Annotated in this window: 26 protein-coding genes and 1 other RNA gene; 4 read left to right on the forward strand and 23 right to left on the reverse strand. The window is 31.1% G+C overall.

All coding sequences use genetic code 11. From position 1 onward, the window contains the following. Window positions 1-311: 311 nt before the first annotated feature. Complete coding sequence (locus AJ888_RS03860; RefSeq protein WP_070296137.1) at window positions 312-1688, reverse strand: replicative DNA helicase; 1377 nt, start codon at window positions 1686-1688, stop codon at window positions 312-314. Window positions 1689-1827: 139 nt separating this feature from the next. On the opposite strand from AJ888_RS03860, the gene AJ888_RS03865 reads away from it, so the two are divergent. Then, window positions 1828-2757: a DUF2860 family protein gene (locus tag AJ888_RS03865; protein WP_070296138.1), complete on the forward strand. Its 930-nt coding sequence runs from the start codon at window positions 1828-1830 to the stop codon at window positions 2755-2757. Window positions 2758-2805: 48 nt separating this feature from the next. Here the strand turns inward: AJ888_RS03865 and AJ888_RS03870 are convergent, their stop codons facing one another. Both AJ888_RS03870 and AJ888_RS03875 read right to left on the reverse strand, forming a co-directional pair. Continuing rightward, window positions 2806-4134, reverse strand: coding sequence for an MATE family efflux transporter (locus AJ888_RS03870; RefSeq protein ID WP_053872524.1), 1329 nt, complete (start codon window positions 4132-4134; stop codon window positions 2806-2808). Window positions 4135-4341: 207 nt separating this feature from the next. Continuing rightward, window positions 4342-5277, reverse strand: a complete 936-nt coding sequence (locus AJ888_RS03875) for an NAD(P)-binding domain-containing protein (protein ID WP_002861277.1) — start codon at window positions 5275-5277, stop codon at window positions 4342-4344. Between the two features lie 76 nt (window positions 5278-5353). Between AJ888_RS03875 and AJ888_RS03880 the strand changes: the two genes are divergently transcribed. Both AJ888_RS03880 and AJ888_RS03885 read left to right on the forward strand, forming a co-directional pair. After that, window positions 5354-6586: a glutamate-5-semialdehyde dehydrogenase gene (locus tag AJ888_RS03880; protein WP_002861276.1), complete on the forward strand. Its 1233-nt coding sequence runs from the start codon at window positions 5354-5356 to the stop codon at window positions 6584-6586. Next, window positions 6583-7668, forward strand: coding sequence for an FUSC family protein (locus AJ888_RS03885; RefSeq protein WP_002861275.1), 1086 nt, complete (start codon window positions 6583-6585; stop codon window positions 7666-7668). Before AJ888_RS03880 ends, AJ888_RS03885 begins: the two co-directional genes overlap by 4 nt. Here the strand turns inward: AJ888_RS03885 and AJ888_RS03890 are convergent. The 3 genes from AJ888_RS03890 to efp form a co-directional block, all read right to left on the reverse strand. Beyond that, a complete protein-coding gene (locus AJ888_RS03890) occupies window positions 7665-8462 on the reverse strand; it encodes an amidohydrolase family protein (RefSeq protein WP_002861274.1) in 798 nt (265 codons plus the stop codon). The two genes, AJ888_RS03885 and AJ888_RS03890, sit on opposite strands and share 4 nt — an antisense overlap. Window positions 8463-8472: 10 nt before the next feature. Continuing rightward, window positions 8473-9765, reverse strand: coding sequence for an SLC13 family permease (locus AJ888_RS03895; RefSeq protein ID WP_079396349.1), 1293 nt, complete (start codon window positions 9763-9765; stop codon window positions 8473-8475). Between the two features lie 360 nt (window positions 9766-10125). Then, a complete protein-coding gene (gene efp, locus AJ888_RS03900; RefSeq protein WP_002855210.1) occupies window positions 10126-10695 on the reverse strand; it encodes an elongation factor P in 570 nt (189 codons plus the stop codon). Window positions 10696-10808: 113 nt separating this feature from the next. Here efp and rnpB point away from each other — a divergent pair. Continuing rightward, an RNA gene (gene rnpB / locus AJ888_RS03905) (RNase P RNA component class A) lies at window positions 10809-11129 on the forward strand. On the opposite strand, the gene AJ888_RS03910 is transcribed toward rnpB, so the two are convergent. The 17 genes from AJ888_RS03910 to sucD all read right to left on the reverse strand — a co-directional run bounded on the left by AJ888_RS03910 (window position 11126) and on the right by sucD (window position 25916). Then, on the reverse strand, window positions 11126-11401 hold the full coding sequence (locus AJ888_RS03910) for a hypothetical protein (protein WP_002861272.1): 276 nt from the start codon (window positions 11399-11401) through the stop codon (window positions 11126-11128). The genes rnpB and AJ888_RS03910 overlap by 4 nt on opposite strands. Next, window positions 11382-11768, reverse strand: coding sequence for a flagellar export chaperone FliS (fliS, locus tag AJ888_RS03915; protein WP_002861271.1), 387 nt, complete (start codon window positions 11766-11768; stop codon window positions 11382-11384). The genes AJ888_RS03910 and fliS overlap by 20 nt, the downstream gene beginning before the upstream one ends. A gap of 11 nt (window positions 11769-11779) precedes the next feature. Next, window positions 11780-13723, reverse strand: coding sequence for a flagellar filament capping protein FliD (gene fliD / locus AJ888_RS03920; protein ID WP_002861270.1), 1944 nt, complete (start codon window positions 13721-13723; stop codon window positions 11780-11782). 2 nt (window positions 13724-13725) lie between these two features. After that, window positions 13726-14091: a FlaG family protein gene (locus AJ888_RS03925; RefSeq protein WP_032603292.1), complete on the reverse strand. Its 366-nt coding sequence runs from the start codon at window positions 14089-14091 to the stop codon at window positions 13726-13728. A gap of 154 nt (window positions 14092-14245) precedes the next feature. Continuing rightward, the gene (locus tag AJ888_RS03930; RefSeq protein ID WP_002861268.1) at window positions 14246-16048 is read right to left on the reverse strand and encodes a menaquinone biosynthesis decarboxylase; all 1803 of its coding nucleotides are present in this window, start codon (window positions 16046-16048) and stop codon (window positions 14246-14248) included. Further along, window positions 16045-16968, reverse strand: a complete 924-nt coding sequence (gene hemC, locus AJ888_RS03935) for a hydroxymethylbilane synthase (RefSeq protein ID WP_002861267.1) — start codon at window positions 16966-16968, stop codon at window positions 16045-16047. Before hemC ends, AJ888_RS03930 begins: the two co-directional genes overlap by 4 nt. After that, window positions 16965-17354 (reverse strand): FxsA family membrane protein, encoded by a 390-nt coding sequence (fxsA, locus tag AJ888_RS03940; protein WP_002861266.1) that lies wholly within the window; start codon window positions 17352-17354, stop codon window positions 16965-16967. Before fxsA ends, hemC begins: the two co-directional genes overlap by 4 nt. Beyond that, the gene (locus AJ888_RS03945; RefSeq protein ID WP_079396348.1) at window positions 17351-19060 is read right to left on the reverse strand and encodes a proline--tRNA ligase; all 1710 of its coding nucleotides are present in this window, start codon (window positions 19058-19060) and stop codon (window positions 17351-17353) included. The genes fxsA and AJ888_RS03945 overlap by 4 nt, the downstream gene beginning before the upstream one ends. Next, a complete protein-coding gene (hemA, locus tag AJ888_RS03950) occupies window positions 19044-20342 on the reverse strand; it encodes a glutamyl-tRNA reductase (RefSeq protein ID WP_002861264.1) in 1299 nt (432 codons plus the stop codon). The genes AJ888_RS03945 and hemA overlap by 17 nt, the downstream gene beginning before the upstream one ends. After that, window positions 20342-21235 carry a hexaprenyl-diphosphate synthase gene (locus AJ888_RS03955; protein WP_002861263.1) on the reverse strand — a complete coding sequence of 298 codons (894 nt, stop codon included), beginning with the start codon at window positions 21233-21235 and terminating at the stop codon, window positions 20342-20344. Before AJ888_RS03955 ends, hemA begins: the two co-directional genes overlap by 1 nt. A gap of 13 nt (window positions 21236-21248) precedes the next feature. Next, entirely contained in the window at window positions 21249-21785 is a 537-nt protein-coding gene (locus AJ888_RS03960; RefSeq protein WP_002861262.1) for a hypothetical protein, read from the reverse strand. Between the two features lie 2 nt (window positions 21786-21787). After that, window positions 21788-22051: a DUF2018 family protein gene (locus AJ888_RS03965; protein WP_002854834.1), complete on the reverse strand. Its 264-nt coding sequence runs from the start codon at window positions 22049-22051 to the stop codon at window positions 21788-21790. A gap of 138 nt (window positions 22052-22189) precedes the next feature. Further along, window positions 22190-22747 carry a 2-oxoacid:acceptor oxidoreductase family protein gene (locus AJ888_RS03970; RefSeq protein WP_002861261.1) on the reverse strand — a complete coding sequence of 186 codons (558 nt, stop codon included), beginning with the start codon at window positions 22745-22747 and terminating at the stop codon, window positions 22190-22192. Continuing rightward, the gene (locus tag AJ888_RS03975) at window positions 22744-23589 is read right to left on the reverse strand and encodes a 2-oxoglutarate ferredoxin oxidoreductase subunit beta (RefSeq protein WP_002854895.1); all 846 of its coding nucleotides are present in this window, start codon (window positions 23587-23589) and stop codon (window positions 22744-22746) included. Before AJ888_RS03975 ends, AJ888_RS03970 begins: the two co-directional genes overlap by 4 nt. Further along, a complete protein-coding gene (locus AJ888_RS03980; protein WP_002854757.1) occupies window positions 23590-24714 on the reverse strand; it encodes a 2-oxoglutarate synthase subunit alpha in 1125 nt (374 codons plus the stop codon). Window positions 24715-24722: 8 nt separating this feature from the next. After that, window positions 24723-25034, reverse strand: coding sequence for a 4Fe-4S binding protein (locus AJ888_RS03985; protein WP_032599199.1), 312 nt, complete (start codon window positions 25032-25034; stop codon window positions 24723-24725). A 12-nt stretch (window positions 25035-25046) separates the two neighbouring features. Then, window positions 25047-25916, reverse strand: coding sequence for a succinate--CoA ligase subunit alpha (gene sucD / locus AJ888_RS03990; protein ID WP_070296139.1), 870 nt, complete (start codon window positions 25914-25916; stop codon window positions 25047-25049). Window positions 25917-25920 lie beyond the last annotated feature (4 nt).

Consider the following 25920-nt stretch of genomic DNA (forward strand, 5'->3'; position numbering starts at 1 on the left):
CCCCCCCCCATGGACACTTTATTTGAAATAATATTTTTACTCAAATATTTTTCTCCTTCCTTATTTAAAATGGTTTATTTTGAAATTAATTTCATATTATTTATTTTTTAATAATAATATAAAATATAAAAATAAAATAGCGGAATATTAAAATATTTAAACTTAAAATATAATTAAATATTAATTATTATAAAACTATATAGTTTGAATTTAAATTTTATTTTATAAAAAAATTGATTTAATGGGAGTAAAATTAATTAAATATTGAAATTATCTGTGAAATATTTTTAATTAATTTATATTAATTAAAGCTAGCCTGTAAATTCAGTAGCTTCATAGCCCATAGGCCTATCTACAAAACAAGATTTTTCTTTTAAAAATATAACCTCTATAGTTCCGACCGGTCCATTTCTATTTTTTCCAACAATAATTTCAGCATTTTCTTGCATAGCATTGGGTATAAAAATTCTTTGATAAGCTTTGCCTTCGGCTTTAGCTTTATTCTCTCTTTCTTTTTCTTCTTGCTCCCTATAAACCTCATCGCGATATACAAACAAAATAGCATCCGCATCTTGCTCTATAGCTCCACTTTCTCGCAAATCACTCATCAAAGGACGCTTATTTGCTCTTTGCTCTAAGCCACGATTAAGTTGTGAAAGTGCGATAATAGGCATATCAAGCTCCCTAGCTAAAAGCTTAAGTCCTCTTGAAATTTCACTCACTTGCAAATGCCTATCATTAAAATTTGAATTACTCATCATAAGCCCTATATAGTCAATCACACAAAGTCCTATACTTTCATCTTGAGATTTTAAACGCCTTAAAATAGCCCTTACATCAGCGATAGTTGCATAACCACTGTCATAAATATATAATTTCTTTTGACTATAATCATTACAAGCATCTCCTAAACGCTCCCATTCATCATCATTTAAATCCGCAGTTAAAATTCTTTGTAAAGGGATAGAAGTTTTTGAAGAAAGCATTCTTTGCATGATTTGAGTTGCGGGCATTTCAAGAGAAAATAAAGCCACACCTTTATTTTGTCTTAAAACTTTATCAATGAAATTTAAACAAAGGGTTGTTTTTCCCATACCTGGGCGCGCAGCGATTATTATAAGCTCACCTCCTTTAAAACCTTTTGTCATTCTATTTAGACCCTCAAAGCCTGTATCAAGGCCTATGATATTTTTATTTTCTAAAGTTTTTTGCTTTTTAAATTCTTCAAAAAGTTCTGATATTACTATATTAACATCTTTAATATCTCTAAAATTTACACGATTTGTAATGCTAAAAATTTCTTTACCAATTTCATCTGCGATTTCACTTACGGCACGATTTTCATTAATACGAGCTGGTAAAAGATGTGCAAAACTCAAAAGTTGTCTTTTGATGGACTTTTCGCGAAGTTCATTTACATAAGCAGGCAAATCTATCATAGAAGGAGTGGCAAGAATTTCTGCTAAAATCTCTTCATCTATTTTTTTATGTTTTTTTAAAAAACTTATAGAAATAGGCTCTTTGTTGTTGCTACAAGCTATAATTGCTTTAAAAATATCTTCATGAGCTTTAAGACTAAAATCTTTTGGGCTAATATCGCCTGCTATACTAGCGTAAGCTTCTTCACTCATGATGCAACTGCTTAAAATAGCTCGCTCTAAATCCAAGTCATAATACTCTTGTTGCACTAAATTTCCTTATAAATATAAATAATTTTAAAAATTTTATCTAAAAAAACTTAAAATTATAAACTTTAATTTTTTATAAATATTTAAAGTAATATTAGTTACAATTATAATCACAACATTTATTTTATTAGGAGAACACTTGAAAAAACATTTATTTTCATGTATTTTAGCTTCCATTTTAGCCCAGTCAGCTATGGCTGTAGATTTTCAAGAAGGTTTTAGTGGAAATTTAAGCATAGGTGTAGGTGCAAGAGATATTAAAAGCAATATTTCAACTTTAGCGGATAGTGATTACTTAGGTGGTTATGATGCTGATAATTCGGACTCTTCTTTTATTCCTTTTATCGGTGTAGAACTTTACTATGGCAACCTTATAGACAATGATAGAGTTTTTATCAAAAACTACAATGGAAGAGATATCAGCGGTATAGCTTTAGGTTATGAAAAAGCCTATTTAGAGCGTTTTAGTACTTCTTTTTCTGTAATTTCTTCTTTAAGAGAAAAAGCTTATGCAAATCCTTATCAAATAGGCAATAGAGAAGAAACTGATGTTGATAGATATGGTTTTAAAATCTCTCAACTTTACGAAAGTGATTTAGGAAAATTTACAGCTTCATATTTATTTAGCAAAAACAAATATGATAAAGACGCAGTTGAGTACAGCTCTTTAAAAAGAGAGGGGTATTATCACGAGTTTGAATTAAATTACAATTATAGTTTGTTAAATTTAGGACTAAGCTATGATTATAATGATGCAGATGGAAAAGCTCAAAGTTACTCAAGATATGGTTTTGGTATAGGAACAAATTTAGCTTTTGCTAATGACTATATCTTCACCCCAAATTTAAGTCTTAGCAAATATGAGGCAGTAGGAACAGATCCTATCTTCCACAAAAAACAAGACGGTAATATAGTTAAGCTTAATCTAAAAGTTGTTAAAAATCAATTTTTGGGTTATAACGGACTTTATGGTTTTGCAAATTATGGTATAGAAAAAAGAAATAGCGATATAGGATTTTATGATGAAACCTATCAAGTTGTTTTAACTGGAATAGGATATAAATTCTAAAAAATTATAAAAAAGCTCCTTTGATAAAATTTAAAAAAGATCTATCCACTATAAAGATAGATCTTTAAAAATCCTTTTAAGAAAAATCCAAGCTAAAATCAAAACACAAAATTCAGCAAAAAATGGACTTAACCATACTCCATTTAAACCTATAAAATAAGATAAAAGCAAAAGAAAAAATAAAGGCATGAATAAATTTTGCATTAAGCTTAAAACCAAAGAAAAACTTGCTTTATTAAAAGCTGTCAAAAAAGAACCGCTTAGGACATTAAACCATGCAAAAATATAATTAAAAGCAAAAAGCATCAAAGCTGTATAAGCAAAAGTTTTAAATTCTTGATCATTTTCTTTTGCAAAAAGTGCTATTAAATTTTCTCCAAATATCAATATAAATACTATAGAAAATAAAGATAAAATTCCCCCTGCAAAAAATACCACTTTTATAATAGCTTTAATCCTTAAAAAATCTTTTTTAGCATAATTATAACTAAGTGCAGGTTGCATCGCATCCCCCATAGCAATAATGAGCATTATAATAAAACTATCAATATATAAAATAATAGAAAAAGCTGCCACGGCTTGAGTGGTAGAAATTTTTAACAAAACAAAATTTGCAAAAATACTATATAAAGAACCCGAAACATTGCCAAAAAACTCGCTACTTCCATTATAAAGAATATTTTTAAAAATTCTCAAATTTATATATAAACTTGAAAATTTAAGCTCTAAATTTTGAAATAAAAAAGGAATAATTCCAAAAATACCACTTAAAACAATTCCTAAACAAGTTGCAAGGGCTACCGAAAACAAGCCCCAACCAAATACAACTATAAAAAGATAATCAAATATAATATTACTTAAAGCTATGATTATGTTCATAATCATACTATAGGTTGTTTTTCCACAAATTCTTAAATAATTATCCAAGGCAAAAGAAAGCATGGTAAAAGGTGCAAATAAAGCAAAAACAAACATACATTCTTTAGCCATGGTTTTAATCTCATCGCTAACATTTAGACAATCAATCAAAACAGGTCCTAAAAAATACTCCAAAATTCCAATAAAACAAGAGATTAGAAAAATAATCAATATACTAGAACTAAATATCTTTCTAGCTAAATTCTTCTTGCCTAAACCCAAATGCATAGAAATTTGCACTGCTGAACCTATAGCTATCATATCAGCCAAAGCAAAAGACATCATAATAAAGGGAATAATCAAGGCTAGTGCTGCTAAAGCATCACTTCCTAGATATTTTCCAACAAAAATTCCATCAACTATATAATAAAAAGAAATAAAGGCCATGCTTATGACATTTGGCACGGCACATTTTATAAAAAGCCTAAAAGGGCTTAAAGTGCTAAAAATATTTGACATACAAATCCTTTAAAAATATTAAAATAAAATATTTTTAAAGACGTTAGTAGAGTGCTTGAAGTCCTAAAATATAGAAATTTAAACGATAAGTTCTTATTGTTGTTTTTGTATTAGTTTTATTTTGCATTTTCATAGATTTAAATTAAAATAACTAAGAATTATAAAATTTACTTATTAATAAGTCAAATTTAGCCCGAAGGCTAAAATTTAAAGCACGGAAAGAATTTTTACAGCGTCATTTAACCCTGTAACTATACTTGCTCCATTTTTAGTAGCAATATCTCCTGCTACAAAGATGCCTTTAACATTGCTTTGTTTGTTTTCATCCATTAAAGGCACGCCTTTATCATCAACATTAATCCCGCATTTTTGTAAAAAATCAAGTGGAGTAGAACCACCAATAGCATAAATAATTCTATCATAAATATCGCTTGTACCATCGGTAAAATTTACCTTAGCCTTGCCACTATCATCTTCTACCTCATTAATGTCAATTCCTAGTTTTAACTCTACTTTACCCGAATTTCCAGCTTCGTGAATATCTTTAAGATTGATATCATTTAATCTTGTAAATTCTTTTTTGCGATAACAAAGGCTAACTTGATTTGAATTAGCCAAATCCACAGCGTATTCTGCTGCTGAATTTCCACCACCTACAACAAGAATTTTTTCATTTCCCAAAACTGAATTGGCATTAAAATTAATGATTTTTGTTAAAGTCATAGGAAGTTTGTAATCAGGCTTATTAGGCTTACCCATTCTACCTATAGCAACGATGATGTTTTTACACTCATAAACGCCTTTAGCTGTGCTTACTAAAAAAACTCCATTTTCATTTTTAACGCTCTCAACTTCAGAGCCAAATTCAACTTCTATATTGTGTTCTTTTAATACGTTTTGAAAAGTTTCTATAGTACTTTCTTTGGTACCATCTTCAAAAGGAACATGTCCATGATTAGTTCCTTCGCATCCCTTATAAGCTTTATCTACTCTTTTGCCATCTTTATAAAATTGCATTAAAGTTTGGCAAATGTTATTTGATTTTTCCAGTATCAAAACTTCTTTGTTTTTAAGCTTAGCTTCAACCGCACAGCCTATGCCTGTTGGACCTGCACCTACTATAATTAAATCTATTTTTTTCATTTATATTTATATTTACCTTTCAATTCTGATTTTTTTTGTATAATTTATCAAGTTTTTTGTAAATAAAGGATTAAAAATGCGAAATTTGCTTGAAAATATTAAGAAAAATTCTCAAAAACTACTTAACTTAACACCTAAAGATAAAGAAAAAATTATTTTAAAATTAGCTCAAATTTTAAGAGAAAATTTCAAAATTATCCTAGAAGCAAATAAAAAAGATATAGCAAATTTCACAAAAAGTGGAACAATAAAAGATAGGCTTTTGTTAGATGAAAAACGCATTTTAGCTCTTTGTGAAGGTCTAGAAAAAATCGCTTATATCGAAGATCCTATAGGCAAAATTTCTAAAGCTTGGAAAAATTATGCGGGTTTGAGCATACAAAAAATAAGCATTCCTTTAGGACTTATTTGTGTTATTTACGAAGCAAGGCCTAGTCTTAGCGCTGAAATTGCAGCTTTAATGATAAAAAGTTCTAATGCTTGTGTATTTAAAGGTGGAAGTGAAGCAAAATTTACAAACAAAGCTATATTTACTCTTGTTAGCAAAGCACTTAAGGAATTTGGTTTACAAGATTGTTTTGCTATGTTTACTCAAAGAGACGAGATCAAGCAAATTCTAACTTTTGATGATTTAATCGATGTGATCATACCTCGCGGTAGTTCAAATATGATACAAGAAATTGCAAACAATACTAAAATTCCTCTCATTAAGCAAGATAAGGGCTTGTGTCATGCTTTTGTAGATCAAAGTGCTAACTTAGATATGGCTTTAAAAATAATCCTTAATGCAAAGTGTCAAAGAGTAAGTGTTTGCAACGCTTTGGAAACGCTTTTAATCCATGAAAAAATTGCTAAAAATTTTATAAGTCTTTTAATCCCTGAATTTGAAAAATTTAAAGTAAAAATTCATGCCCATGAAAATGCTTTGGCTTATTTTAACAACTCAAATTTAGAAGTTTTTAAAGCAAATGAAAATACCTTTAATACAGAATGGCTTGATTTTGCTTTAAGTGTAAAATTAGTAAAAGATTGCGATGAAGCTATAGAGCATATCAATAAACACAGCTCCTTGCATTCTGAAACCATTATCTCAAATGATGCTTCAAATATCGCTAAATTTCAACGCCTTATAAACTCATCTTGTATTTATGCTAATGCTTCAACGCGTTTTAGCGATGGAGGAGAATTTGGCTTTGGTGGGGAAGTTGGAATTTCAACTAGCAAATTGCATGCAAGAGGTCCTATGGGGGTTGAAGATATTTGCACTTATAAATATATAATTAATGGAGAAGGACAAATTCGAGAGTGAATAAAATAGAAATGCTAAAGCAACACTTTAAAGAAATTGCTAAACTAAATTCAAGTGAACAAGTTTGGCAAATGCCTTTTTTTGCGGCTTTAGGTGTGGGTATAGTTTTAGGGTTTAGTGTATTTTTTGGAAAATTAAACTATGGACTCATTGCCATGATAGGAGCTTTATCTTTTTTATATGTTCCAAACACTCCTTTATATCATAGAATGGCTGTTGTGATGTGCTGTTCTTTTGGCATAGTTTCTAGTTTTTTCTTAGGAATTTTAACCCATTTTTTACCTGCAATTTTTGCCTTCATCCCTATAGGACTTGTGGCCATGGGAAGTTCTATTTTAATTAGATATTATAACATTGGTGCACCTGGATATTTTTTCTTTGTATTTTCTTGTATTTTAGGAGCTTATTCTCCTTTTGAAGCTAAGGATTTTATCTTTTTAGTGGGTCTTGTTTTTCTTGGGGCAATGGTAGCTAATTTAATGGCTTTGTTATATTCTATCGTTGTGATTTATGGATTTAAAAATGCTTTACCTAGCGAAATTCCACCTAGAGAATACATAGGTTTTGATGCAGTTTTTGTGGATTCTTTGATCATGGGTTCTTTTGTGGCTTTTTCTATATTTATAGGAATTTTTTTAGAACTTGAAAGAAGTTATTGGATAGCCATTTCTTGCACAGCTATTATGCAAGGTGTAACTTTAAATTCTATATGGATTAAACAAATTCAACGCATCATAGGAACGGCCTTAGGAGTATGTTTTGCATGGTGGCTTTTATCTAAACAATTTCACAATATAGAGCTTGTTTTACTTATGATGTCTTTGTTTTTTATAGGACAATTTTTAGTCAATCGAAACTATGCTTTAGCTATGATTTTCTTTACTCCTTATGCTACTTATCTTTCAGAAGCAGCTAATTTTATGAGTGAAAATGCAAATACATTGATACTCGCTCGCTTAGTTGATGTCGTAATAGGAAGCATTTTAGGACTTTTGGGTGGTTTTGTAATTTATAAACCTTATCTAAGAGTACATTTTGAACGCATTGCAAAATACATCTTTAGGATAAAACGAAAAGCTTAAAAGTCAAATAAAACACAAGCATTGTCCCCTAAAATTTGCTCTTGTTCTTTTTTAGATACGACAACTTCATTAAAAGCTGCTAGAGCCGATGAAAAATTAACATTTGCTTCAAAATTTGTATGCGGCCAATCACTTCCAAAAACAAAATTGCTAAGTGGAAAATGTTCTTTTAAAATTTCATATATTTTCTTTGCAAATTTTATAGCTTGTTCATTATTAACATAGTCTATTTTTGCTCTATAAAAACCGCTAATTTTAAAAAATATTCTAGAGTTTTTTAAGCAAATTAAATCCTCTAAATTTGTTAAGTTTGCATTAGCTCTTGCTAAATGATCAATAACAATATTACAACCATAAGGAATTAAATTTTTAACAATATCAACAAGATTATTATCCAAATCTCTTTGAATTTCTATTTGCATTTTAAGCTTACTTAAATTTTCAAAAAATTGAGTCCAAACTGTACTTTTAAAATTTGGCAATTCTTTGCCAATTAAATTTAATCTAACTCCACAAGCTTTTCTTTCTTTTAGTTTTTGAAGCTCATCAAATTTAATACCTTCATCAACCACAACTATAGCTTTTATATTTTCATCTTTTTCGATACTCTGAAGCAAAAATTCATTATCAACACCTAAAAAACTTGGCTGAACTAAAACCCCTTTATCAAAATCATAATGATCTAAATTTGCTTTATAATCTTTAAAACTAGCATCATAATCAGGTTTATATCTTGCATTTGCAACTGTATTTAACTTTTTCAAAAATATATGTGCATGAGTATCAATCTTCATTAAATTATCCTTATAAAATAAAACTCATTATAATAGTAGCTAAAATCGCCGCCATAAATCCTATTGGCACAGCTTTAATAAGTAAATCTTTAAATAATTTTTCCTTATATTTATCAGGACAAGATCCTAAAATTAAACTTCCTCCAGAAGAAAAAGGAGAAATAGCGGAAGCTTGAGCCCCTACAACAATACAAGAAAAAAGCAATGCCTCGCTTAATCCACTGCTTGCAGCAATGCTTGGAACTATAGGAAAAAGCGCTGGAGTAACCACACCCAAAGTACTTGAAAAAAGCGACATAAAAGCTGCAATAGCACACATTATTAACGGAATAAAAATCACATTGACCTCATTTTCTACAAGATCTGAAAATAATTTTATAGCACCTGCTTCAACTGCTATGCTAATTAACATCCCTACTCCACAAATCATTATTAAGGTTCCCCAAGGAATTAAAGCAACAACTTGTTTCTCATTGGCTAATTTTAAAAATAAAGCAATGGCAACAAAAATCATGGCTATCATAGCTATATCTATTTTTTTATTAAAATAACTAATTGTCTCATTATGTGGAAAAATAATATTTAGCACAGGAAAGATTAAAACAACAATAATCATCATAAACATGAGAATTAAAGTAGTTTTTTGTTTATAATCAAATGGATCAGGTTTTGAAATAACACTGGTTTGCATCTTATTTTTAAAAGCATTAAACACAAAAAAAGATAATACCACAATAGGCAAAATTATAGTAAAAGCAAAAATAATACTAGAATTTATAAAAGCTTCATTTGCTTCAATACCTGAATTTTGCATCAATCCTCGAAAAATAATCCCACTTTGAGAAGTCATAAAATTTGCTCCTCCTAAAGCACCATAGTTTATGGCCATAGCTCCGGCAATTTTACTTAAACCGATTTTATCGCAAAGTAAAAAAGTAAGGGGTGCCATAAAAGCCAAAACCGTATAAAAACCCGCTCCTAAAGCAGCTATAATAGCACTAACCACAAAAATAACAAAAGGAAGTAAATAAGGATGATTAGCAAAACGATACATCAAATGTCCAGCTAATTTTTCAAGAGTTCCATTTACGGTTGCAAAATTATAAAACAATGAAACAGCAAAAATAACAAAAAATATAGAAATAGGCCAAAAAGCTATGATTTTTTTAGGAGCTAAATCCATAAAAAAGGCTCCTATAATATAAGCAAAAATCATAGCAAAAATTCCAACATTATGTCTAGTAATATAGCCTAAAATGATGGCTACTATAATACTAGAGATGATTAAAAAAACCATTATCATCCTTTAAAATATTATAGGGCTTATGATATCAAAAAATATATTTTTCAAAGCATAAAAACAAAATCTAAAATTTAAAAAATATCTATTTAGTAACAAATTTACTCATCTTATAAAATATTTTACAGAATATCTTGAATTATAACAAGCAAAAACCCTTTTTAGGCAAAAAAACAACACCATAATCCCATCTAAAAATATTTGAAAATAGAAAAAATATTCTCATAAGCTCATCTTTATAATATAGAATTAAAACACTACAGAAAAGTCAAGTTTAAAAATTTAAAGAATGCCTTGAAGAATAAAATAAAAAATTGTATAAATTTAAAAAAGCCTTGGAATAGTCCAAAAGCTTTTTTTGTATTACTTGTTCGCTCTTTCTATATACTCACCACGCACAGTATCAACGCGTATAACTTCACCTTCTAGCACATGAAAAGGAATTTGCACTACTGCGCCTGTTTCTAAAGTAGCTGGTTTTTTATTTGATCCTTGAGTATCGCCTTTGAAATTTGGAGCCGTTTCGATGATTTTGAGTTCAACAACTTGTGGAACTTCTACGCCGATAGCCTTGCCATTATGAAAAAGTACATCTACCATCATACCATCAAGCATCCATTTTTTTGCCTCACCCACATCATCATCACTGATAGCTACTTGTTCATATGTTTGTGTATCCATAAATTGGCAATTTTCACCATCATCATAAAGATACTGCATAGTTTTATCTTCTAAATTTGGAGCTTCACATTTATCGCCTGCATGGAAAGTTTTTTCAAGTACTTTACCATCAATAAAAGATTTGATTTTAATACGCACAAAAGCAGGACCTTTACCTGGTTTTACATGCTGATACTCAACTATTTTAAAAGGAATTCCATCGATTTCTATTTTAAGTCCCTTTTTTAAATCACCCATTGAATAAGATGCCATAAATTTCCTTTGTTAAAAAATAAAAAATAATTCTATCAAATTTTGATTGATATCACAATAAAATTATTTTATTTGATAAAAAAATAAGTAAAATTATGCTAAAATTTAAATTTAAAGCATAGTAAATGCTCGCTTCTTTTTAGAAGAGGAAAGTCCGAGCTGCTAAAGACAAGCATTCCATCTAACAGATGGCTAGGGAAACCTAAGGGATAGTGCAACAGAAAGAAAACTACCACACAAGTGGAAAAGGTGAAACGGTGGGGTAAAAGCCTACCAGCGATTTTGGCAACAATTTCGGCTATGTAAACCCAATGTGCAGCAAGAAGGGATGGTTAGCGTCTTTGTTTTAACCCTTCGCTTGATTTTGTTTGTAAAAACAAAACTAGATAAATGAGCATTCAAGACAGAACTCGGCTTATCGCTATGCTTTTTAAGATCTAACATAGGTCAAAGCTTTTTGAAATTTTTGAATTTCAACAGCCTTTGCTTTTTTCTTTTGTTCAATTAGTGCAACAGCTTCTTGCAAAAGAGCTTGAATTTGATAAAATATATCATTTATATTTTCTTTTATAAAGTCTTCTGAGGGCGATCTTTTAGCTAAATTTTTAATAAAAGCTTTCATATCAAGTTTATCAAGCAAATTTTCAAGCTTATTAATATCTTCTTGAATTAACGCGAGTTTAAAATCATTGATCCACTGTTTCATTACTATGCACTTCTCTCCAAGCTTCTAGTAAACCTTTGGTTACATTTATAACTTCATTAATTCTTTCTTCGTTATTTTCTAAATTTGCCAAAGATAAAAGTTGAATTTCTCTTGTATAAAGCCCACTTAAATAATGCGCCACATCTCCACCTTTTTCATAATCTAAAGTATTAATAAGCTCTATAAAAATAGCTGTTGTTCTTTTTACAAAGTATACTCTTTGCTCTATATCCTCGTTTCTTATCGCCACTTTAGCCCTTGCACAAAAACGCAAAATTCCCTCATAGAGCATTTCGATAAGTTTTTGCGGAGATTCTATCCCCGCTTGATTTTGAGAATAAGCATTATAAGCTAAACTATTTTGCATCTTTTTTATCCTTAATTATTAGAATTATTTGCTGCATTGATCATATTAGTCACAGTTGTTAATTGCTGATTAAGTTTATTTAAGATGCTCTCATATTGCAACCATTGATTTGCCATTGTATCATACCTTGTATCAATCAAAGTTTGAGTTGATTCTTTGGTTTGGGTTAAAGACTTAGTATCATTTGTTAAACTCTCATCGTATTTTGTTAAAGAGCCATCTTTGCCTGTTATACCTTGTAAAGTTGTTTTAAGTTGCGCAAAAACACCCACACCTTCAACTGCCTCAGCAGCAATGCTCGTTTGGCTTAAGCCAAATTGTTTAAGAAATTCGCTATCTCCTTTTATGGCAAAATCAGAACTTCCGTCGGTTTTAAAATTAAGCTTATATCCTTTTTCTCCATCTTTTTCATAAGTTTCAACTTTAACTGTTAAACCTTCAATACCTTTACTATTGATATGATCAGCTAGATTTTGAAGCATTTCTTGTTCTGTTTTTCCTGTTAATTTAAAATCAGTTCCATCAGCATTTTTAGATAAATCATAAGTTTCAAAATTCGTAACAATTTGAAACTTACCTGAAGAAAAACTTATACCTTTATCATCACCTTCGCCCACATATTTGCTAAGACTATCTTCTTTAATTAAATCACCAGTATAGTTTATATCCTTGTATTGAGTAATGCCTGAAAAAAAGCTTTCAGTTAAATCGGGATTTTCTTTCATCTTGCTTTCAAAAGTGGAAGAGTCAAAATTTAGAGTTCCTGACTCAGTCATACTTAAACCATAGTCTTGTAAAGAAAGCATTACCTTAGCACTTACTTTATTTCCATTAGTATCTTCTACGGTACCATCAACTGATTGAGTTTTAAAAAGCGCAGAAATAATACTTGAGCGTATAGAGTTTACTTCGGTTACGCCTTGTAAAGAACCTTTGGTTCCTGTTTCGCTGTTATAGTCTGTAGCGGCATTAAGATTTAACACTAAATCATTATAGGCATCAACCATATCTTGCATAGCCTTGGTAACAGACTCACTATCTTGCTGAACATCAAAATTAATTTCACCTGTTTTATTTAAAGTCAAAGTAATACCTACACCAAGATCGGTTATAGTATTGCTCGATCTTGTCATCTTGATACCATCCATGGTAAATTTAGCATCCTGAGCTTTTTGAATATGCAAAGGATTATCTTCGCTATCAATAATGCCAACACCTTTTTTACTTTTAGCAGGATCAAAATCTTCAGCTTTTAAAGCATCTTCATCGAGTTTCCAACCAAGACTTTCAAAAACACTTTTAGCATTTTCATCAACTTTGTATTTACCATCAGAATCTTTTGCACCCGGATAAAAGCTTATAGCACTATCTTCACCTGTCTCCTTACTCGTTAAGGTTAAGCGATAAGGTGCGTCTTTTTCTCCTGTATTTACCATCTTAGCTACAATTTCTCCACCCGTAGCAGTATTAATCTTATCAACTAAATCACTATAGGTTGTATTTTTATCTATAGTAACGCTATATTCTTTTCCATTAGAAAAAAAAGTTAAATTTGTAGGTTCTTTTAAACTTGCATTGATAATTCCTGTATCATTTACCAAACCCTTGCTTTGATAAACATCTTTTTGGGCAAGTTGAGTTACATTGATATTCATGCTTTGCAAAGCAACACCTGAAGTCACACTAAGGCTTGCAGGAGGATTATCAGTGATACTTGCTATAACCTTTCTTTTTGCAAAAGCCGTAGAGTCTCCTAAAGACGATACAGCTGCTTGAAAAGCAGAAAGCTTGGTTTTAAGCTCGGTTAAATCTTTTTGTTTGGTTGTATTTTCTTCGATTTTTTTAGTATAAGGATCAATACGAGCTTTTTGTTCTGCTTCTTTTAACTTGTCTAAGGTTTCTTGAGTTAAAACCCCAGAACCAAATCCTAAACTTGATAAACTACCGAATGCCATTTTTAACTCTCCTTATCAAATATCATTCCTATCACATCTCTAAAATACTCAGCTAATCTCATAGCTTCTTCGCTAGGAATTTGACGAATTTCCCTTCCAGTACTTTTTTCAGTCACGCTAATATACATAGAATTAATTTTATCACTATAACCAAAACGAACATTAGTATCTAAAGAATCCATTTGTTCATTTAACTTTTTTGTAATATCAGCTAACTTTTCATTCACACCTTGCTGTTGTCCATCATCGCCTCCTTGGCTTTGACTTCTATCGGTTTGAATGTTTAAACTAGCCTGTGTCTCACTTGTTCTTTGGCTAATGTTTGCCAAAGCTGTATCCATTTGCCCATTTGCCTTCGATATTTCCATTTTAAAATCCTTTTTAAAATTTCTTATTGCTAGTTACAAGCTTATATCGACAAATTTATAAATTTATGAACACTTAGTAAAGAAAAATTTATTTTTCAATATAAAAAATAGTAAGCAAAAACTGTGCCAAAATTTTAAAAAAATCTCAACTATCTTAAAAAATTTCAAATTTATTAAAAAGATCTGGATTATTTTCTAAGATATTACGTAAGATTAAATCTTCTATCACGCTTTTAGTGCAATCTGTTTGCTTAGGCCAAGTTCTTAAATAGCCCTCAGCTTCACCCTTAGCACTTGCATCCACTCCAAGTCTTTCTTCTTTGATAAAAATATCTCTTTTAGCATCTATATTATTTACCACACGCCAAACAAGCATATAAGGGTTTTCAAGCTTATTTTCAGTATCCAAAAATACTAAAATCCTAAAATGTTTTTTAAATTCTAAAAATTTATTAAAACTTTGTTCAATTTTTTCTTTTTTATTAAGCAAAATGCAAACTATAGGACTTTTGCTTTCTTTATAAAATTGCTTTAAATTTAAAAGCTCTACCTTAGTTTTAAAAAGTTCTAACAATTTTTCATCTTCTAAAATTTCAAGCTCTTCTACTTGTGTTTCCTTGCAAGCATCAAGTCCTGCTTTACCCCCAAAACAAGAATTAGGCGAAGCATGATCTAATTGATCACAAATTCCTTCTGAAATTAACATTTTCTTTGTATCAAAACGATTTAAAATATAAGGAATTAAAGCATCATAATCTTTCAAAGAAGGTGCATTTTTATCTACAAAAATTGCATGTTTAACAAAACTCATTTGCCCTACTCCCCAAAATGCATGCATAATTTGTTGCGCATGAGCGGGATATTTTGCATCAATTTTTGCTAAGATAAGATTATGAAAGACTCCATTTTCAGGCATATTATAATCAATTAAATCAGGTACTGAAGTTTGAAGCAAGGGTAAAAAAATTCTTTCAGTACCAAGCCCCATGATCTTATCTTCTAAAGGAGGTTTTCCTACAACCGTTGCTTGATATATCGCATCTTTTTTGGCATAAATTTTTTCTACTTTCATCACAGGAAAAAGTTCAGCAGGAGTATAAAAACCTGTATGATCTCCAAAAGGACCTTCGATTTTAAACTCTTCTAAATCCACATAACCTTCAATAACCACATCACTATCACAAGGTACAAAAATACCATTTTCACAAGGGGTAAGTTTTGCAGGAGTTTTTTTAATAAAACCATAAAGCAAAAGTTCAAAAATTCCTTTAGGTAAAGGTGCTTGAGAACACCAAATATAAAGTGGATCTCCACCTATAGCTATACTTACAGGCATTTTTTTAAAACCAGCATTTTTGTATTCGTGATAAAAATTTGCCCCATCTTTATGAATTTGCCAATGCATTAAAAGTTCATTTTTATCACTCATTTGCAAACGATACATTCCAAGATTATTTTGAGTTTTATCTAAATTTTGCGTATAAACTTGCCCCATGGTGATAAATTTACCCGCATCATCTTCCCAAGTTCTAAGCACTGGAAGTTCTTCAAGAGAGTTTAAAATTTCATAATCATACAAGGCTTTATTTTTTTTCAGTCTTTTAGGAGGAACATTTTTAAAACTTAACAAATTCATAAAAAAATCCATTTTTGCTTTAAAACTCGTAGGAATATGAAGCTTGGTGAGTTTTGAAATTTCTTCAGCCACCTCTTCATAATCACGCCCAAAAGCTAAATTTAAAGCCTTTTCATTGCAAAAAGTATTCATCAAAACAGGAAATTTATATTGTTTATTTAATTTTTTATCTATAGGATTTTTAAACAATAAAGCCTTACCTTTTTCTCCTTTTTTAGCTTCTATATAGGCTAAATGAGCGATTTCAAGATCTACATCTACAGGCTCTTCAATTACCCTTAAAAGATCATTTTCTTTTAAAATTTGAATAAATTCTTTCATAGCATGCTCTCAGCTTTTTTTAAAAGTTCTTTAGCACCTTTAGCAATAAACTCCTTAGCCAAACTCTCTCCAAAACCTTTAAAATCATCTTTTTTAATCATTCTTTTATCTTTTAAAATTTCTCTTCCATCGGGTAGTCCAAGCACTGCACGCACACAAATTTCATCTCCTAAAAGCTCTGCGTTAATACCTATAGGAACTTGACAACCCCCTTCTAAAGTAGCAATAAATTCTCTTTCAATGCTTGTTTCAATCAAAGCATTTTCATCATTTAAACATTTTAAAAGTTCTAAAATTTTTTCATCATTTATGCTTTCTATACCTAAAGCTCCTTGAGAAGCCGCAGGAATAAGCTCATCCTTGCTAAATCCATAAACAAAATTCACTTGCTTATCTAAGTTTAAGCGTTTAATTCCCGCCATTGCCAAAATAATCGCATCAAATTCATTATTTTTTAATTTCTCTATACGAGAATTAACATTACCACGCAAAGAAATAATCTCTAAATCAGGTCTTAATAATAAAATCTGCATCTTGCGTCTCAGACTAGTAGTGCCTATTTTTGCACCTTTTGGCAAAGAAAGAAAATCTTTATAATTTTGACTTAACATAGCATCATTGCTTTGCTCTCTTTTACTTACCGCTGCCAAAACTAAACCTTGAGGAAAAAAACTAGGCACATCTTTTAAACTATGTACCGCTAAATGCGCTTCTTTTCTTAACATACTTTCTTCAAGTTCTTTTGTAAAAAGTCCTTTGCCGCCAATTTTTGCCAAAGGAGAATCCAGCAAAACATCACCTTTCGTTTTAAAACCTTCTAAAAGCACTTCAATTTGATGTGTATTTTTTAAAATTTGGGCTACATGTTCACTTTGCCAAAGAGCTAATTGACTTTTTCTTGTTGCGATAATAAGCTTCATTTTCTATCCTCTATAATTTCAACATCAATGATTTCTTCATTAGAATTTTGATACTCTTGCTTAGTGTATTGATATTTTGATTTAGTCATTATTTTCAAAGCAATACCAAAGAAAAATACAAAAATTCCAAAAACACTTGTAATAATCCCTGGAACAACAAGTAAAAACCCTGCGATAACAAAAGAAAATTGTGTTAACATATCCTTTAAGCCACCCATTTGAAATTCAAGCATGTTTTTCCAAAAAATTCCCAATAAAACCGCACCAAAAATCATACTCAAAAGTATGAAAAATAAAAAATTACCAAAACCAAAAAACACTATAAAAAATATACTTGCAATAATTTCAAGTACAAATAAAGGGCTTAAACTTAATTTATAATTCATAACACTTTCTTTTTAAGAATTTCCATAAGTTCATCAGTTTTTATAAGTTCCTTTACTAAACCTTCTCTTTGGATAAACTCTATTTCATTATTTTCTAATCCTTTACCAATAACTAACGCATAAGGAAAACCCATAAGTTCAAAATCATTCATTTTGACCCCAAAACGCTCATTTCTATCATCAAGCAATACTTCTAATCCAAGATTGGTTAAATCCTCATAAAGCTTATTAGCAAATTCTAAAGCCTTTTCATCTTTGAGATTTGAAACAATAATTTCAAGCACAAAAGGAGCTAAAGTTTTATTCCAAATACATCCTTTTTCATCATGACTTGCTTCAATAGCTACAGCCAACAAGCGTGAAACACCTATGCCATAACATCCCATGTAAAAAGGCTGACTTTTGCCATTTTCATCTAAGAAATTTGCATTCATCGCTTTGGAATATTTTTGTCCTAGTTTAAAAATATGCCCTACTTCTATACCTTTGCTTTGTTTTAATTTTGCTCCACATTTAGCACAGCAATCCCCTTCTTTAACTTCAATCAAATCTTTAAAACGATCTTTGTTTAAATTTACAACATCAATACCGATTAAATGATAATCTTTTTCATTCGCACCCATAATCATTTGTTTTTCGTTTTCAAGCTCAAAATCTATATAAAAATCTATATCTTTTAATCCCACAAAACCTATAAAACCAGCTACTAAACCAGCTTTTTCTAATTCTTTTTCGCTTGCATCGACTAGTTCAAGAGCACTACAAGCATTTTGAGCCTTGATTTCTTGTAAATCATCACTTCCTCTTATAAAAAACACAACTAATTTGCTTTCATTTTCATAAATAGCTTTTTTTACCACTGCTTTAATCGTATAAAAAGCATTGATTTTAAAAAATTGTGCTAAAGAATCTATAGTTTTAATATTTGGAGTGTGAAATTTACTTGCATAATTTGCTTCGGGACGCTCATCTTGACAAATTTTTTTAGCTCTTTTTGCAGCTTCAACATTAGCTGCATAATCACAATTTTCGCAAATTAAAATATCATCTTCCCCATTTTTTGCCAAAACCATAAATTCCTTAGAACCGCTTCCACCAATAGCCCCACTATCAGCTTCAACTGCTCTAAAATCAAGTCCCATTCTTTGTAAAATTTGAGAATAAGTTTTATACATAAGCTCAAACTCACGCCCTAAATCTTCTTCATTAGCATGAAAACTATATCCATCTTTCATTAAAAATTCACGACATCTTAAAAGCCCAAATCTAGGCCTTGCTTCATCACGAAATTTAAGTCCGATTTGATATAAATGCAAAGGAAGTTGCTTATAGCTTGTGATTTTGTTTTTTACCAAAGAAAGCATAGCTTCTTCATGTGTTGGGCCTAAAACAAATTCATTTTCTTTTCTGTCTTTAAAACGCAGAAGTTCTTTTCCAAAAACATTATAACGCCCACTTTCTTGCCACAAACTTGCAGGAGTGATAAAACTAAGATTTACTTCTTGTGCTCCAGCCTTATCCATTTCTTCTTTAACTATATTTTTAATCTTATCTAAAACTCTTTTTCCTAAAGGCAAGAAATTATAAAGTCCACTGCCAATTTGTTCTACAAAACCCGCACGCGTTAAAAAAATATGACTAGGCAAACTCGCATCTTTTGGCGCTTCTTTTAAACTTGGTGCATAAAATTTAGTAAATCTCATCATTATTCTCCATATCAAATTCACATTTATATTGATTTAAACCTTCAAGATTATTTTGCAAATCAAAAACATAACGCATAGCATTAATCACTGTATCGCTTTGCATTTTACCTTGCAAATGCTTCAAATTCACAGTAGGTGTGTGTAAAAAAGCCTTAAAAACTTGATGAATCAACTTTCTAGCCTCTTCTTTGTCGGATTTTTTCAAATATCCTTTTTTTAACGCAATTTCAAGTTGTTTATCTGCATATTCTTTAGCTTGCAAGCGTATGGCTTTGATAATAGGCATCAAAGCCAAATCGTTTAAATACCTAAAAAATTCACTTGTTTCACGACCTATTATCCCATAAGCCATACGAGCTTCTTGTTCTCTTAGTGCTAAATTTTTTTGAACCACAATCTCAAGATCATCTACGGCAAAAACAGATATATTTTCATTTTCATTAATATCGATATCCCTTGGAACTGCAATATCAAAAAAATACCTTTTGTAAGGAAGTTCTTCTATTAAAGAATTTGTAATAATAGCATTTGGTGCATTAGTAGCTGAGAAAAAAAACTCATATTGATTTAAATATTTTTTTAAATTTTCTAAACTATCATATTCGCTTAAAACACCAAGTCTCTCACACAAATCTTTAGCTTTTTGCAAGTCACGATTTAAAATAATCACTTTAGCACCCGCAGCAATTAAATGTTTTGCCGCAAGCTCTCCCATCTCTCCAGCTCCAATAACAACAGCTTTTTTTTGCGTTAAATCTGCAAGTTCTTTTGCTTTTGCCACAGCAACACTGGCCACAGAAATAGGATTTTTAGAAATTTGAGTTTCATTGCGTACCTTAGCAGCACATTTAAAAGCACTATGCACTGCTCGTGAAAGGTGCACTCCGCAAAAATTATTTTTTACGGCAAAAGCAAAGGCATCTTTTAATTGCCCCGCTATCTGAGTTTCTCCAACCACCAAACTATCCAAAGAACTTGCTACGGAAAAAAGATGATGGATTGCTCCACTATCTTCAAAAATATCAGCTTTTTCAAGTAAAATATCTTTATCCACATCACAAAGCAAAGCCAAAGATTTAACAATAAACTCCGCACAGGCCATTTTTACAAAAGCAACAATTTCAACACGATTGCAAGTACTTATAACCAAACATTCTTCAATATTTTCATGAGTGCTAATGATTTTTAAAAACTCACTTTTTTTAGCTTCATTGGAAAAGCTTAACTTTTCCCTTAAGGCAATATCTGTATTTTTATGAGTAAAAGATATACAATAATACATTAAAATTCCCTATCTATCATAGCTTTAATAATATCATTAAGCTTGTTATTATCATATTTTTCAATCGCTTTACTAGCCTTTTTTGCATAAGTTTTAGCTTCTAAAATAGCTTTTTCCAAAGCTTTTTGTTCTTCAAATTTAGTTTTTAGCCACTCTTTTTCATTTTCATTTAAATCTTTTTTAAATAAAGTCTGCAAATATATCCTATCTTGTTCTTGTAAATTTTCATAAAGATAAATATAAGGTAAGGTAGTCTTACCCTCTTTAAAATCATTCATAGCAGGTTTTCCAAGAATTTTTTCATCACTCTTAATATCTAAAATATCATCAATCATCTGAAAAGCGAGTCCTAAATTTTTTCCATATTCTGCAAAATCTTTTTCATATAATCCAGCCAAAATAGCTCCGCATCTCGCACTTGCTTCGATCAAAACAGCTGTTTTATTATAGATCATTTTCAAATAAGCTTCTTTATTGATATTAAATTTCTCTCCCAAATCAACATCCATAAGTTCGCCTATAGCAAGCTTTACAACAGCATCTGAAATAATACTTGCAAATCTAGCATCCATTTTGCTTAATTCATAAAAGGCTTTGGAATACAAAATATCGCCCAACATAAGAGCATTTTTTGTACCAAATTCAGCATTAACAGATCTTGCTCCACGTCTTAACTCACTCTCATCAATAATATCATCATGTAACAAACTGGCAAGATGTATCAATTCTATAGCTGCGCAAATTTTAAAAGCAATCTCACTCTCATCTGCGATAGCTAATAATAATTTAGAGCGTAATTTTTTTCCTGACTTTACATTTGAAAGCATATTTAAAATAGGTTCATAGCCAAGCTCTTGTAAAAACTGTTTTATTAATTCATCTATTTTTTGCACTATCTTTTCCTTGTTAATTACTATTATTATTTTCTTTGCTTGTTAATGGTTTTACCTGAGGTTCGTTAAAATTAATCATAGGAACAACCTGATTATTTTGCGGTGGATTTTGTAAAGCTTTTTTTCTCGGATCTAAAAATTCTACCATTAAACGAGATTCCTTGTCTTCTATATAAACTGTAAAAGTTGCCAAACCTTTATTATAACCACTAAATTCTAAAATCAGTCTTGCTCTATCAATATGTGGATTGGTATAATCAGGTATTAAAGTTTGAGTTACCCAATCTAAATTTCTTCTTAAACTCATCACAAATTGACGCGGATATTTGCGAAATTTCGAATGTACGATGATATTAGCATTATCAAACAAAGTCCAATAAAAATCAAAATTTTGCACCTTATCTTCATAGCCTATTTCTTTAATCTGCACACTAGCTCTCTCATCTTTTTTAAGTATAAATTTATAAGTATAATCAAAAGTTGGTTCAGATGCTAAAACATTGCTAAAAATAAAAAAAATACAAATTAAACAAGGGCTTATTTTAAACAATTTTAGCCTTCGTGTCCTAAAATTTTTGCGCCTAATTCTATATAAATATCATTTTGCCTTTCTTCTATAAAATCACCATTTTCTAATATGAAATTTTTTACATCCATTTCTGTTAAACCTTGTTTTTCTAAAAGTTCTACCATGGCAATATGATCAGCAAAAAATTCCTCAAAAACTTTTTCTAAGGCTCCTAAATTTCCATTTTGTATAATTTCTATAAATTTTTCTTTTGGAGTTTTATTAAACATTTCATCAAAAAAATCCATTAATTTTCCTTGAAAATATAAGTTTTTGATTATAAAATTTTAATCGTTAAAAGTAGCTAAATTAAAATAATTAAAATTTAAATTTTATTTGCAATATGTAAAATTTTAGAAGTTAAATTCCGCATGGTGCGGAATTTATTATGAATGTGGTTTTGCTTGAGTAGCGTATTTTACACCCAGATCAAAAGCCTTAGCATTTGCGTCACGAGTTTTTGCAGGAACCATATGAAGCATAGTGTCTTTTAAAACATCTAAATCTATACATTTACTCATATAAGCAGCAATTGCAAGTGCTACAACTGATTGAGTAGCCACATTTCCTACCTCATCTTTAGCTATGGTGATAATAGGAATTTCAAAAATTTTCCATTTTTTATAATCTTCGCTTTCAGGATGTACTAAATTTGGCTCTACAACTATGATACCTCCTTCTTTTACACCCCCGCGAAAACCTTTATAACCCTTATCTGCAGTCGAAAGCATAAAATCTACTTCCCCTTCTACAGCATAAGGAAATAAAATTTCTTTATCATCGATGATAATATCCACCTTAGTAGGGCCACCACGCACTTGTGAAGTGTAAGTAGAAGCCTTAAAAGCTTGACGACCTTCTTTAATGGCCGCTTCTGCCAAAATTTCTCCTGCGGTGATAACACCTTGTCCACCTTCACCGCCAAATCTTAATTGATATTTCATTTTAAAGCTCCTAAATCCACCATTCTTTTTTCTTTGGCTGCACGACGTACTTCTTCATAAGCATGGCAATATTCTGGCTGAGAATTATCTTCATGTAAAATTCCTGTTGGAAATTTATCTTTTCTTTCTTCAAAATCCATGCTTTCAAATTTAGCTTTATCCACAACGCGATTTTTAATCCAATCAAGCATAGCTACAGCTTCACCCATTTTGTTTTTTCTGCCCAGATTGATATGACAATTTGAAAAAACATCTACAAAACTATAACCCTTGTGTGCTAAAGCTTTGTAAATTAAATTTTCAAGCTTATTAGCTTCGATCACATTACCCCTTGCCACAAAAGAAGCACCTGCAGCTTTAGTTAATTCACACGCATCAAAATTGGGGTCAATATTTCCAAATTGAGCTGTTACTGTATAAAAACCTTTTGGAGTGGTTGGACTTGTTTGAGAATTCGTAAGTCCATAGATAAAATTATTAATCACAATATGTGTTAAATCAATATTTCTACGACAACCATGTATAGTATGATTTCCACCAATTGCCAAAGTATCCCCATCTCCACTTACCACAATAACATGTTTACTAGGATTGGCTAATTTAATACCTGTTGCATAAGCTATAGCTCTACCATGAGTTGTATGAACTGTATTGCAATTTACATAAGAACTCATTCTACCACTACAACCTATACCCGAAACAAGACAAACATCATCCATATTCCAACCAAGTTTTTCTATTGCACGGATAATACATTTTAAAACAACACCATCGCCACATCCCCAGCACCACTGAGTAGGCATTTTATCTACTCTTAGATATTCATCATAATTAAAAGCCATTTATATATTCTCCTTTACCTTAGCAATAATTTCACTTGGAGTGATAGGACGACCATTTGCACGGTGCAAGCTAATAAAATCGCGACGCGAAGTTACTCTTTCAATCTCTTCAAGATATTGTCCCATATTAAGCTCGCTTACCATTACTTTTTTAAATTTGCTTACAACTTCAGCAATTTTTTTCTCAGCCACTGGATAAAGAGTAATTGGACGGAAAAGTCCCACTTTAATCCCTTGTTCTCTTAATCTTTGTATAGCTTCTTTTGCTGAACGACTCACGCTTCCATAAGCAATGATTAAAAATTCAGCATCATCAAGCATATACTCTTCATAAGCACAAATATCTTCTTGATTGTTTTTAATTTTACCTATGAGTCTTTCCATATTTTTTTTCACTATGACTCCATCTTCAGTTGGAAAACCTATATCTCCATGATGAAGTCCTGTAACATGATAACGATAACCTGTAAAGAAAGGATTTAAAGTTGCAGGCTCATTTTCTCCTGCTGCATAAGGTTTATAATCCTTTTTATCTCCTTCGAATTTTTTACGGTTATAAACTTTAATATCTTTTAAATCAGGTAAAACCGCTTTACCATTCATATGCCCTACAGTTTCATCCATAAGTAAAAACACTGGAGTCATATATTTTTCAGCTAAATTAAACGCTCTAATGGTTTCTGTATAAGCTTCTTCAAGACTTGCAGGAGCAATAGCAATGCTTGCAAAATCCCCATGAGTTGGTGCTTTAGCCTGAAACAAATCTCCTTGTGCTACACGGGTTGGAAGACCTGTTGAAGGACCACCTCTCATAACATTTACAATCACAAGTGGAATTTCGGCAATAAATGCAAGTCCTATTTGCTCTGCTTTTAAAGAAATTCCAGGACCGCTACTTGCAGTCATGGATTTTACTCCACTCATTGCCGCACCAATAGCCACACTAATACCTGAAATTTCATCTTCCATTTGTATAAAAGTTCCATCATTTGCAGGAAGCATATGACTTAGCTCGTGAGCTATCTCACTACTAGGGGTAATAGGATAGCCTCCAAAAAATTTACATCCACAATCAATCGCAGCTTTGGCGATTAAAACATTACCTGTTGCTATAACTTCTCTCATTATTTTTCCTATGCTAATTTTTTGTATTTGTTATTTTTTACGGCTACAGCTCTATCTTTAGACTCAGCAGTAAGTTTGGCAAATTTAAATTCATCTCTTTTTGCCACCATAATAGCAAAATCAGGGCAATGTGTCTCACACTCGGTACAGCCTATACAGGATTCAGGGTGTACCACCTCTATCATTTGTCCTAAAACCGCATGCACATCATCGCGCATAGCTAAAACCCCAGCGGGGCAATAGCTAACACAAATATTGCATGCTTTGCATCTATGCTCATCTACCCAAACAGGGGTATCTTTTGGAGCTGTCATACTCATGTTTTTCCTTTATCAACCTAATATTTTTTGAATTTCTTCACCAATTAAAGCCGGAGAATCCACCACATGAATTCCGTAACTTTTCAAAGCTTCTTTTTTAGCCACAGCACTTTCATCAGCACTTCCTACTATGGCACCTGCATGCCCCATTCTTTTACCTTTTGGAGCAGTTGCACCTGCAATGAATGCTACCACAGGTTTGCTAATATTTTCTTTAATAAATTTAGCCGCTTCCACTTCCAAACTACCACCAATTTCACCTATCATTACAATAGCTTTAGTTTCATCATCTTTTTGGAATTCACTTAAAAGTTCTTTATAAGCAAGACCTATGATAGGATCACCGCCAATTCCTACTGCAGTAGAAATTCCATAACCACCTTGAACTACCTGATTAGCAGCTTCATAAGTTAAAGTTCCACTTTTTGAAATAAGCCCCACGCAACCTTTTTTAAAAATAAAACCTGGCATAATTCCTAATTTGCATTCTTCAGAAGTGATAATACCTGGACAATTTGGTCCAATGATTTTCATACCCTTTTTATTAGCATATTGCTTAGCAAACATCATATCCTTTACAGGTGTATGCTCTGTGATTACAACTGTAAGCTTAATACCCGCATCGGCTGCTTCAATCACGCTATCACCCACAGCAAAAGCAGGTACAAAGATCAAACTCACGTCAGCCTTTGTTGCTTTAACCGCATCTGCAACGGTATCAAAAACTGGTTTACCTAAATGAGTTTGTCCGCCTTTATGAGGGGTGACACCTCCAACTATATTTGTACCATAAGCCATGCATTGCTCAGCGTGAAAAGTTGCTTCTTTACCCGTAAAACCTTGAACTATTACTTTTGTATTTTTATTAACCAATATACTCATTTTC

Origin of the sequence: Campylobacter sp. BCW_6467, assembly GCF_001762855.1 — a bacterium.
Taxonomy (GTDB): Bacteria; Campylobacterota; Campylobacteria; order Campylobacterales; family Campylobacteraceae; genus Campylobacter_D; species Campylobacter_D jejuni.

Excerpts from the sequence above, each read along its gene's own strand:
- AJ888_RS03970 (WP_002861261.1), bottom strand. The coding sequence starts at position 22,747 with ATGAAATATCAATTAAGATTTGGCGGTGAAGGTGGACAAGGTGTTATC.
- AJ888_RS03985 (WP_032599199.1), bottom strand. The coding sequence starts at position 25,034 with ATGAGTATGACAGCTCCAAAAGATACCCCTGTTTGGGTAGATGAGCAT.
- AJ888_RS03965 (WP_002854834.1), bottom strand. The coding sequence starts at position 22,051 with ATGGATTTTTTTGATGAAATGTTTAATAAAACTCCAAAAGAAAAATTT.
- efp (WP_002855210.1), bottom strand. The coding sequence starts at position 10,695 with ATGGCATCTTATTCAATGGGTGATTTAAAAAAGGGACTTAAAATAGAA.
- sucD (WP_070296139.1), bottom strand. The coding sequence starts at position 25,916 with ATGAGTATATTGGTTAATAAAAATACAAAAGTAATAGTTCAAGGTTTT.
- AJ888_RS03895 (WP_079396349.1), bottom strand. The coding sequence starts at position 9,765 with ATGATAATGGTTTTTTTAATCATCTCTAGTATTATAGTAGCCATCATT.
- AJ888_RS03910 (WP_002861272.1), bottom strand. The coding sequence starts at position 11,401 with ATGAAACAGTGGATCAATGATTTTAAACTCGCGTTAATTCAAGAAGAT.
- AJ888_RS03930 (WP_002861268.1), bottom strand. The coding sequence starts at position 16,048 with ATGAAAGAATTTATTCAAATTTTAAAAGAAAATGATCTTTTAAGGGTA.
- AJ888_RS03925 (WP_032603292.1), bottom strand. The coding sequence starts at position 14,091 with ATGGAAATATCGAAGGCAAATGGGCAAATGGATACAGCTTTGGCAAAC.
- AJ888_RS03980 (WP_002854757.1), bottom strand. The coding sequence starts at position 24,714 with ATGAGAGAAGTTATAGCAACAGGTAATGTTTTAATCGCCAAAGCTGCG.
- AJ888_RS03975 (WP_002854895.1), bottom strand. The coding sequence starts at position 23,589 with ATGGCTTTTAATTATGATGAATATCTAAGAGTAGATAAAATGCCTACT.
- fxsA (WP_002861266.1), bottom strand. The coding sequence starts at position 17,354 with ATGAATTATAAATTAAGTTTAAGCCCTTTATTTGTACTTGAAATTATT.
- fliD (WP_002861270.1), bottom strand. The coding sequence starts at position 13,723 with ATGGCATTCGGTAGTTTATCAAGTTTAGGATTTGGTTCTGGGGTTTTA.
- AJ888_RS03890 (WP_002861274.1), bottom strand. The coding sequence starts at position 8,462 with ATGAAGATTGATACTCATGCACATATATTTTTGAAAAAGTTAAATACA.
- AJ888_RS03880 (WP_002861276.1), top strand. The coding sequence starts at position 5,354 with ATGCGAAATTTGCTTGAAAATATTAAGAAAAATTCTCAAAAACTACTT.
- AJ888_RS03870 (WP_053872524.1), bottom strand. The coding sequence starts at position 4,134 with ATGTCAAATATTTTTAGCACTTTAAGCCCTTTTAGGCTTTTTATAAAA.
- hemA (WP_002861264.1), bottom strand. The coding sequence starts at position 20,342 with ATGTATTATTGTATATCTTTTACTCATAAAAATACAGATATTGCCTTA.
- AJ888_RS03945 (WP_079396348.1), bottom strand. The coding sequence starts at position 19,060 with ATGATGAGATTTACTAAATTTTATGCACCAAGTTTAAAAGAAGCGCCA.
- AJ888_RS03875 (WP_002861277.1), bottom strand. The coding sequence starts at position 5,277 with ATGAAAAAAATAGATTTAATTATAGTAGGTGCAGGTCCAACAGGCATA.
- fliS (WP_002861271.1), bottom strand. The coding sequence starts at position 11,768 with ATGCAAAATAGTTTAGCTTATAATGCTTATTCTCAAAATCAAGCGGGG.
- hemC (WP_002861267.1), bottom strand. The coding sequence starts at position 16,968 with ATGAAGCTTATTATCGCAACAAGAAAAAGTCAATTAGCTCTTTGGCAA.